Source organism: uncultured Campylobacter sp. (genome assembly GCF_938045205.1).
In the GTDB taxonomy this organism is placed as follows: Bacteria; Campylobacterota; Campylobacteria; order Campylobacterales; family Campylobacteraceae; genus Campylobacter_B.
This window is the reverse complement of sequence record NZ_CALIMY010000146.1, coordinates 1-8,128: the sequence shown is the minus strand read 5'-3', so window position 1 is coordinate 8,128 and position 8,128 is coordinate 1. Positions and strand designations below refer to the sequence as shown.

At 45.1% G+C, this 8,128-nt stretch carries 6 protein-coding genes; 5 read left to right on the top strand and 1 reads right to left on the bottom strand.

From position 1 onward, the window contains the following. The 4 genes from Q0198_RS09090 to Q0198_RS09075 form a co-directional block, all read left to right on the top strand. A partial coding sequence (locus Q0198_RS09090; protein ID WP_297897234.1) for a hypothetical protein occupies positions 1-233 on the top strand: 233 nt, incomplete at its 5' end. Between the two features lie 186 nt (positions 234-419). Continuing rightward, positions 420-911 (top strand): flavodoxin FldA, encoded by a 492-nt coding sequence (gene fldA, locus Q0198_RS09085; RefSeq protein WP_297897232.1) that lies wholly within the window; start codon positions 420-422, stop codon positions 909-911. Between the two features lie 188 nt (positions 912-1,099). Further along, positions 1,100-2,803, top strand: coding sequence for a hypothetical protein (locus Q0198_RS09080; protein ID WP_297897229.1), 1,704 nt, complete (start codon positions 1,100-1,102; stop codon positions 2,801-2,803). Positions 2,804-2,805: 2 nt separating this feature from the next. Continuing rightward, positions 2,806-3,498: a hypothetical protein gene (locus Q0198_RS09075; protein ID WP_297897227.1), complete on the top strand. Its 693-nt coding sequence runs from the start codon at positions 2,806-2,808 to the stop codon at positions 3,496-3,498. A 153-nt stretch (positions 3,499-3,651) separates the two neighbouring features. On the opposite strand, the gene Q0198_RS09070 is transcribed toward Q0198_RS09075, so the two are convergent. After that, positions 3,652-7,095, bottom strand: a complete 3,444-nt coding sequence (locus Q0198_RS09070) for an acyl-[ACP]--phospholipid O-acyltransferase (RefSeq protein WP_297897225.1) — start codon at positions 7,093-7,095, stop codon at positions 3,652-3,654. 96 nt (positions 7,096-7,191) lie between these two features. Between Q0198_RS09070 and Q0198_RS09065 the strand changes: the two genes are divergently transcribed. Beyond that, positions 7,192-7,719 (top strand): hypothetical protein, encoded by a 528-nt coding sequence (locus Q0198_RS09065; RefSeq protein ID WP_297897223.1) that lies wholly within the window; start codon positions 7,192-7,194, stop codon positions 7,717-7,719. Positions 7,720-8,128: the final 409 nt, after the last annotated feature.

Sequence of the window (8,128 nt, the reverse complement as noted above, 5' to 3'; positions counted from 1 at the left end):
AGCCCGCTTATAAGCTAACTCGCGCAATCGTGAGCTTGCGTAGCGGATTGCTGCTAAACGGAGACGATGCATTTCGCAACTTCGTATTTTGCAAAATCACGCTTCGCAATGCAGGCGCACAGCTGCAGCTTGTGGGTAAATCAGGCGAGCTCATCGTAGTTCGCAAGAGCGGTTTTAGCCTAGGCGTGGTTACGAGCTTTAAAAAAATTCTACCTCAATCCAGCCATTTATGATAATGATATAAAAAAAGCACTAGAGCTTTGCCGCGGAGCAAACCTCGATGCCGTATATCTTGTCTATCCAAAAAATGAAAATTTTAACCGCCACGTCGAGATAAAAAGCGAATGCTTTAAGGGAAATTTCATTATGAAATTAGTACCATACAAGCTCACCGACAAAATTTATTAAAAGGATACCAAATGGTTGGAATTATTTTTGGAAGCTCGATGGGTAATACCGAGGACGCCGCGAAGCTAATCTCCGAAAAGCTAGGCATAGAAAACGAGCTTAAAAACGTTGCGGACATCGCGCCTGCAGATCTAAATAAATACACCGCGCTCATCATTGGCAGCTCCACGTGGAACGACGGCGAGCTGCAGGACGACTGGGCGGGCTTTGATTTCTCAGCCCTTGATGTCGCGGGCAAGACCGTCGCGATTTTCGGCATGGGCGATAGCTCAAGCTATAGCGATGCGTATTGCAACGCGATGGGCGAGCTATATGAAAATTTCAAAAAAGCGGGCGCAAAGATCGTAGGCGCGGTATCTACCGACGGATACGAGTTCGACGAGAGTAAGGCCGTAGTGGACGGCAAATTCGTTGGCCTCGCGCTAGATAATGACAATCAAAGCGACCTCACCGAGAGCCGCATCGAGGCGTGGGTAGCGCAAATCGCTCCATCTTTTAAATAGTTCTCCTTTAAATTTGCTGCGAAGCGTGTGCTTCGCAGCACTGTTCTTACAGATTTAGTTATAACTTCTTAAATTTAGCACTAATTAAAATACAGAAATTTTAGAATTTTCGTAGTTACATAAAATTAAGCAATATATAAGAAGTGCTGAGTAAAATATTTCTTTTAAAATTTTAAAAAAGATTTGCAATGGCTAGTTTTCTCTCTAAATCACCTAAAAGCACGTATTTCAATAAAGACTTTTCTAAAACGGAAAAAGAGCTTAACGAACTTTTTGATCATAAAAGCTTAAAGATAGAACTTACAGATGGCTTGCAAAATGCTCTAGACGAACTTTCAAATTTGCACTCCAAGCTTCCGGAAAATCAAACCAGCACGCTTTTACATCTTTGTGAAGCTAGTGCAATTAGCGCTATTACGTCACAATTTGGGCTGGCTAGCCTAATTATAGATGCAAGAGACGGAGGTAGCGTAACGACCGTGCATAATTTTGAAAAAGGTATAACGGCAAATGAAGCAGACGCTGCAAGATATAGCGATATGATAGCAAATCGTAATGGCAAATACTTAGAAGTAAGAAATAAAGTAGGATACGATAAGCCACTAGTAAAAAGACGAAACGAAGCCCTTCAGAATGAAGCCATCATAATAGATGAATACACTGGCAGAAATTTACCAAAATATGGCAGGGTGCACTTAGATCATATTGTGTCGGTAAAAGAGATAGAAAGCTCTGTGTCTGCAAATTTGGCTCTAAGCCCCGAGGAACGCGCCAAAATTGCGGCAGATAAAGAAAATCTAGCTCTTATCGATGGCAGCATAAATCAGTCGAAAGGTAGCGATGAGATGAAAGTTTTTTTGAATAAGGAAGATAAAAAGACGGGGCAAAGAAAGGCTGAAAAATTTGGCATTGATGAGCAGAAAGCTATGCAAAAAGATAAGAAGGCTAGAAAATTTGTCTATGGTGAAATAGATAAGGCAAAGGTTAAAAAATACTCAAAAGAACTCTTGACTACAGGTTGTAAAGATATCACCAAGATAATGGCATACACAGTTATAGGCGTTGCTATGAGAGAAATTGCACAAGGAGCTATAACCGAAATTAAGCTTGCTTTTAAACAAAGAGGGAAGGAGAGCTTCGGTGAAATTTGGGTGAGATTTAAGACTAGAATGAGTGAAATTTTAGATAGTCTGAAATCGAAATGGAAAGATTTGGTGGCAGGCAGTATAGAGAAAGGATTAACATCTTTTATATCAAATTTGGGCGTATTTTTAATCAACGTTTTTGCTACCACGTTAAAACGCTTCGTGGCGATGATAAGAGCAGGATTCGTCTCGTTAAAAGAGGCAGTTAAGATTTTAGTTAATCCACCTAGGGGTTTAGATAAAGATGAGGTTGGCTATCAAGCCGTTAAAGTATTAACTGCTGGATTAATTGGCGCTCTATCGCTAGGGCTGAGCGAAGCTATAGATAAATTTTTGCTAAGCATTCCTGTTTTGACGCCTATTTTTTCCTTTATAGTACCGGTAATAGGCAAAAGTGTGGGAGATATCGTAAGCACGTGCTTATCTGCAATTCTGGGTGGGGTACTAACGACTATAGTAATTTATTTTATGGATAAGCTTCATTCTCAAAGTAAGGCTGATAAAATCCAAATTCAACTCGTAACAAAAAGTGGGGAGATATCGGCATATCAAGTGGCTCTGAGCTGGGTGGCTTTGAGTGAGGCATACGACGAGTTCTTCGTAGATGTGAAACAAAGTATAACAAAGCTAGCGAATACGATACGCATAGTGCGTGATAGTTCGCAAGAAACAAGCATGGCGGTATCGAATTTTATCGATAAGATGCAGAATTTAAGAATTAAACTAAATAAAACAATCGAGAAGTAAAAATGGAAAATTTAGTAAGGGACGAGACTATATCGGTCGAAGTTCTAGAAAAAATGTCGCAAGACGAGCTAGATGAATTAGCAAGAAAAAAAGCTCAAGAGATATTTTTAAATATCCAAGGAGCTAAAGAAAAAATAGAAAAGGCAAAACGTCTGTCATCGGATGCCGAGGGCTTGGACATAGGTGGATCTGATATAAAAAATTTAATAACGCTCGGTATTTGCGGCAAGAGTAGAGAAGATAAACTAGCCGATGCACTAAGGCTTACAAACAAAGCTCAAATTAGCCAGAATGATGCGATTGACGAGCTTTCTGAAATTATACGAGAATCTATAAAATTTACGCAAATGACAAGCAAATTCTCGTTATCGCTACACCGTGCTATGGCATTTCTATTTGAAAACGGGATAAAAGATGCAAATGGAAATATTATCAAATTAAGTGATGAGAGTGCAAAAGCGTTTCGTAGTCTTGTAGACGCTACAGAAAAATTTGCAGTAGACCAGGCAAGGCTTGACGATAAACATGAGCAAATGTCTCAACAAATTAATCAAATTTACACTACGCTAAATAGTAAAGCTCAAATCGATGACGCTCAAGAAGCAGCAATTACTAGTAATGCAAAAAATATTGAGAAGATTATTTTAAATCTAGATGATAAAAATAATCTAGACACCAAGCAGACGAGCTTATAGCAAAGAATGCAGCTTTGATAGCACAAAATTCTGAAATCTTGCGCAAACTTCAAACTAAAAGTAGCATTAAAATTTATATGATTTGCACTCTATCTTTGGTAATTTCGCTAATTAGTCTAGCATTGCACTTTATAAAAATTTAGTCTTTTTGCCCTAAAGCCCGAGCTCTATCGCCAGATCCTTTACCGCTTTGAGATTTACCTTGCCGCTACCTAGCACCGGGATTTGCTCCACCTTTTTCACGACGCTTGGCTGCATTATCGGCGCCAGCGCGGAGTCCTTCAGGCGGCGCGAAATTTCATCCTCGCTCGCCTCACCCACGTAAAGCAGAGCGATCTTCTCGCCCTTTTTCTCGTCTTTTAAGTTTACACACGAATAGATCGCGCTTTCGCCCAAAATTTCGCCCACGGCGCTTTCTACCGCGCCCAGGCTAATCATCTCGCCGCCGATTTTGGCAAAGCGTGAAAGGCGGTCGGTGATAAATAAAAACCCGTCGTCGTCGATATAGCCGATGTCGCCGCTTTTGTAGTAGCGCACGTCGTTTATTTGCGCGATCGCTTCGGCGGTTTTTGCCGGCTCATCGTAGTATTCCTTCATAACCTGATGTCCGCCGATTAAGATAAGCCCCTCCTGCCCGTTTGATAGCGGTTGCAGCGAGGCGGGATCGGTTATTTTTATGACCGTGCCCGCAAGCGGCAAGCCGACGCTCTTTTCGCGGTTGAAGTGAAGCTCTTTGAAAAAATCGGGTTCGAGGACGTTCGGCGTATTTACGCTCACCACCGGCGCGGTCTCGGTCGTGCCGTAGCCCTCGTAAATTTCGATTCCAAATTTTATCTTAAATTCCTTTCGGACGTTTTCATTTAGCTTCTCCGCGCCCGCAATCGCCAGGCGGATGCTTGCTAGCATAAGCGGATTGAGCCTTTTATTTTTGGTGTAGAGCCTAAAAAACGTCGAAGTGCCGAACATTATCGTAGCGCCGTATTTTGCGCTCATCTTGCCGACGCTAAAGGCGTCCGTAGGATCGGGTACGTGGATGCTTAAAATTCCGTCGTTTAGCGGAAATAGCGTCGTTACGGTAAGCCCGAAGCAGTGAAAGATCGGCAGCGACGCTAAAATCGCGTCGTGCTCGGTAGCGTTTATGAGCTCCGAAATTTGACGGACGTTCGCCATTATATTTTTGTGCGTCAGAACCACGCCTTTGGGCTTTCCCTCGCTGCCGCTGCTAAATAAAATGGTCGCTACGTCCTCTATCGCGTGCGGCTTAAAATACAGCGCGCGAAATAAAATTTTAGGCATCAGCAGCGATTTTAGCGCGCAGGCTATGCGCTCGTTTTTAGAGGTACCCGCGCTTAAATCTTCAAGATACACGAGCCGATCGCCGATCGAGCTCTCCAGCTCAAAGCCCTTTGATTTGAGCTTTTCTACGAATTTGCGAGAGCTGATGATCGTGCGGATATTTGCTTTATCCGCGCAGTAGATTAAATTTTCCTCGCTTAGCGTGTAGTTTAAATTTACGCTCGTTTTGCCCATCGCAAAAAGCGTTAAATTTACGGCGCTTGCGATGACCGAGCTAGGCAAAACGATACCTACGTTTTCCTCGCTGCTTATGCGGCTTTTTAGTCTTTTGCGAAGTATCAAAATGGCGCTCATCATCGCTAAATTTGTGAAGCTCACTCCCGTACTATCGACCGCCACGCGCTTAAAAGGCGATCGTTTGGCCTGATTTAGCCAGTTGTAAGCAAGCGGCTTTAGGCTTGCGAGGTATTTGCCCCAGCTGAAAAACGATAGCTCCGTTACCGCACGTTTTACTTCATGCGCCTTGGAATTTGCCTGAATCGGCGCGCCGAAGCTTACGCGAAGTGCGTTTTTACCGCTTTGCGAGATCGTTCTTTTATAATGCTCGCTGGCGCGCGAAAACGTCGATCCCCAAAGCCCTCTGATATAAAAAGGCACGATTACGGAGTTCGTATCGTGCGCGGCTAGCTCAAATCCGCCTTGAAACTCGTCTATGCGGCCGTTGTAGCTGATGTGGCCTTCGGGGAAGAGCCCTACTACTTCACCAGCATTTAGTGCCTCGCGGATACTTTCGATCGCGCTTTTGCTCACGCCCGCTCCGATCGGAATGACGCGAAAAATTTTAAAAAACCACTTCAAATACCACAGATCGTAGTAGCTGCGATGCATCACGAAGCGCACCCCGCGCGGGCACGCAAGCTGCACTACCGCCCAATCGATCCAGCTGATATGGTTTCCTAAAAGCAGTACGCCGCCTTTTTGCGGTATGTTTTCGATACCGTCTACGTGGACCTGGTAGCCGAATTTCATAAACGGAATGAGTAAAATTCTAACGAAAAGCTGCGGCAGATATTTCGCGCCGAATATCCCGCAGATGAGCACGCAAAGAGCAGCCATAACGAAGATTTCGCCGCTGGCGACCGCAAAATGCACCAAGATGATGGCGATGAGCAAAAACAGCACCATAAAGATATTTTGGATAAAATTTGAGCCCGCGAGCACCCGTCCCATGCGCTCGTCGGCGGTAAAAAACTGAATGACGGCGTTGAGCGGCACGATGAAAATTCCGCCGCTAAATCCGAAGAAAAACGACGCCGTGCCGAGCCAAAATACGGAGTGCGCGTTGGCTAGCACCATTAGCGCGAGTGCAAGCCCGAATGCGCCGAACGGCACGATACCAAGCTCGATATGCTTTTTGCAGTAGCTGCCCGCAAAGATCGAGCCTAGCGCGATTCCGATCGCACTAAGAGCTAAGATCACCTGGATCACCATTACGTTATCGCTGCCGCTAAGGCTCTTGTAGTGAGCCGGGAAGGTCGCGATCACGAGCTGCGAGACTGCCCAAAACATCGAAAGTCCCAGCGTACAGAGCAGGACGTTTTTGTCTTTTAGCACAAAATTTAAATTTTGCTTCAAGTAGCGCAGGTGTAGATATTCTTTCGTGTCAAATTCCGCCTGCGGTTGCGCGGCGTCGAAGAATGGAATTTTATACGAGTAGTATGTTTCAAGCGCGGAGCCCGCGACCAAAAGCACGCCGATGAACCAAACCGAGCTCATCAGCTCTCCTGCGTCGTTGCTGCGCGTCGCAAACAGCTCGAAAATCACCGAAAACGCAAGCGATGAAAGCAGAATCGCGATGATGGTAAGAGCCTGCACGAGACCGTTTGCCGCGCCTAAATTTTTCGCGCCGACGATCTTTTTAATCAGGCCGTATTTGGCGGGCGAGTAGATCGCGCTTTGCGCCGCAAGCAGGATCGTCATAAAAAATGCGAAATAAAACCATCCGCACAGATATCCGAGCGTAATGAGCGCGGTAAATGCGACGCCGAGTTTTGCGCAGATCCGCGTGATGCGAGTACGCGAGAATTTGTCGTTGAGATAGCCGCTGGCGCTAAAAAGAAATACGTAAGGCAGCAAAATTAGCAAATTTACAAGTGAGGTAAGGGCGATGAGAGCGCCGGAATCGGCGCTTTTTACAAGGACGTTTTGGATCGTGATCTTATGGCCCAGATCGACGCTTGCGTTGATAAACATAATCGCCAAAAACGGCAAAAATCCGTTGATTTTTAATAAAGATTTCAAGCTATCTCCTTTAAAAAGGGATTTTATCTCACGGAAGTTAATAGACGCAAATTTAAGGCGGCTTCGCTACAATTACGCAAAAATTAAAGGAAAAATATGAAAGTGCAAATCACAAATCGCGACGTCGATAACCTCAATAAATTTATGCTGCTTTACAGCAAAAAGGCGCGCAAGCAGCGCCTTATCAGCACTTACGCCATACCATTTGAGTTTTTGCTCGTTGGCATCATCATCGACGGGCTTTTAAAAACGGCGCCGATTGCGAGCGTGGCGTCGGTTATTTTGGGCGCGGCGTGGCTTATTTTTTATCCGAAATTTTACCGCCGCATGCTAAGAAAACATCTCTCTGCCGCTAAGTTCGCGCAAGACTCGAGCACGGAGATGAGCTTCGTCGCGGACGACGAGACGATCTCGTTTTCAAAAGGCGAGCCGCGCGCAAGCGAGAAATTTGCCGCGCGCTCGCTAAATCGAATCGCTGCGGGCGGGGAGAATTTTTTCTTGGCGTTTGATCGCGGCTTTCACATCGTGCTTCCAAAAAACGCCGAAACAGACGCCGCGGTGCAGCACCTTGCAGATCTGCGCGGGCTGCAGATCGAACCCGTGGATATGGATGTTGAAATTTAGAGCTTTGCTTTTAAATTTGCGGCTCGTAAAATTCGCGATATAAATTTAAAATTCTATCTTTGGAATTTTGCTATATAAAATTATATCTCTAGAATTTAGGTTGTTGCGGCGTTTTCTCTTAAGGGGAAAGGGGCGCTACTTGCTCTGCTTCGCTTGTGCTCGCAAGAAACGCCGCCGGGCTAAGAGCCTTGCGTCGCTACGCTCGTTTTGTAAGAGCGCGCAGTTTATTTCGCTACTTAGTAAAATTTAACGCGGACACAGTCCGCACCGCTAGCGTCGCGCGGGTGGGGGCAAAATTTAAAAAGTCGTGGGGACGGGCCGCCTCGCAACTCTGAGCGCCGCCCCCTTACGGATTATGTGTAACGCATACGCCGGCTCGAATTTATAAAGATTTCACTATGTTAAATTT

Bases quoted from the DNA above. Each gene is read 5' to 3' on its own strand.
- fldA (WP_297897232.1), top strand. From the start codon at position 420: ATGGTTGGAATTATTTTTGGAAGCTCGATGGGTAATACCGAGGACGCC.
- Q0198_RS09080 (WP_297897229.1), top strand. From the start codon at position 1,100: ATGGCTAGTTTTCTCTCTAAATCACCTAAAAGCACGTATTTCAATAAA.
- Q0198_RS09075 (WP_297897227.1), top strand. From the start codon at position 2,806: ATGGAAAATTTAGTAAGGGACGAGACTATATCGGTCGAAGTTCTAGAA.
- Q0198_RS09065 (WP_297897223.1), top strand. From the start codon at position 7,192: ATGAAAGTGCAAATCACAAATCGCGACGTCGATAACCTCAATAAATTT.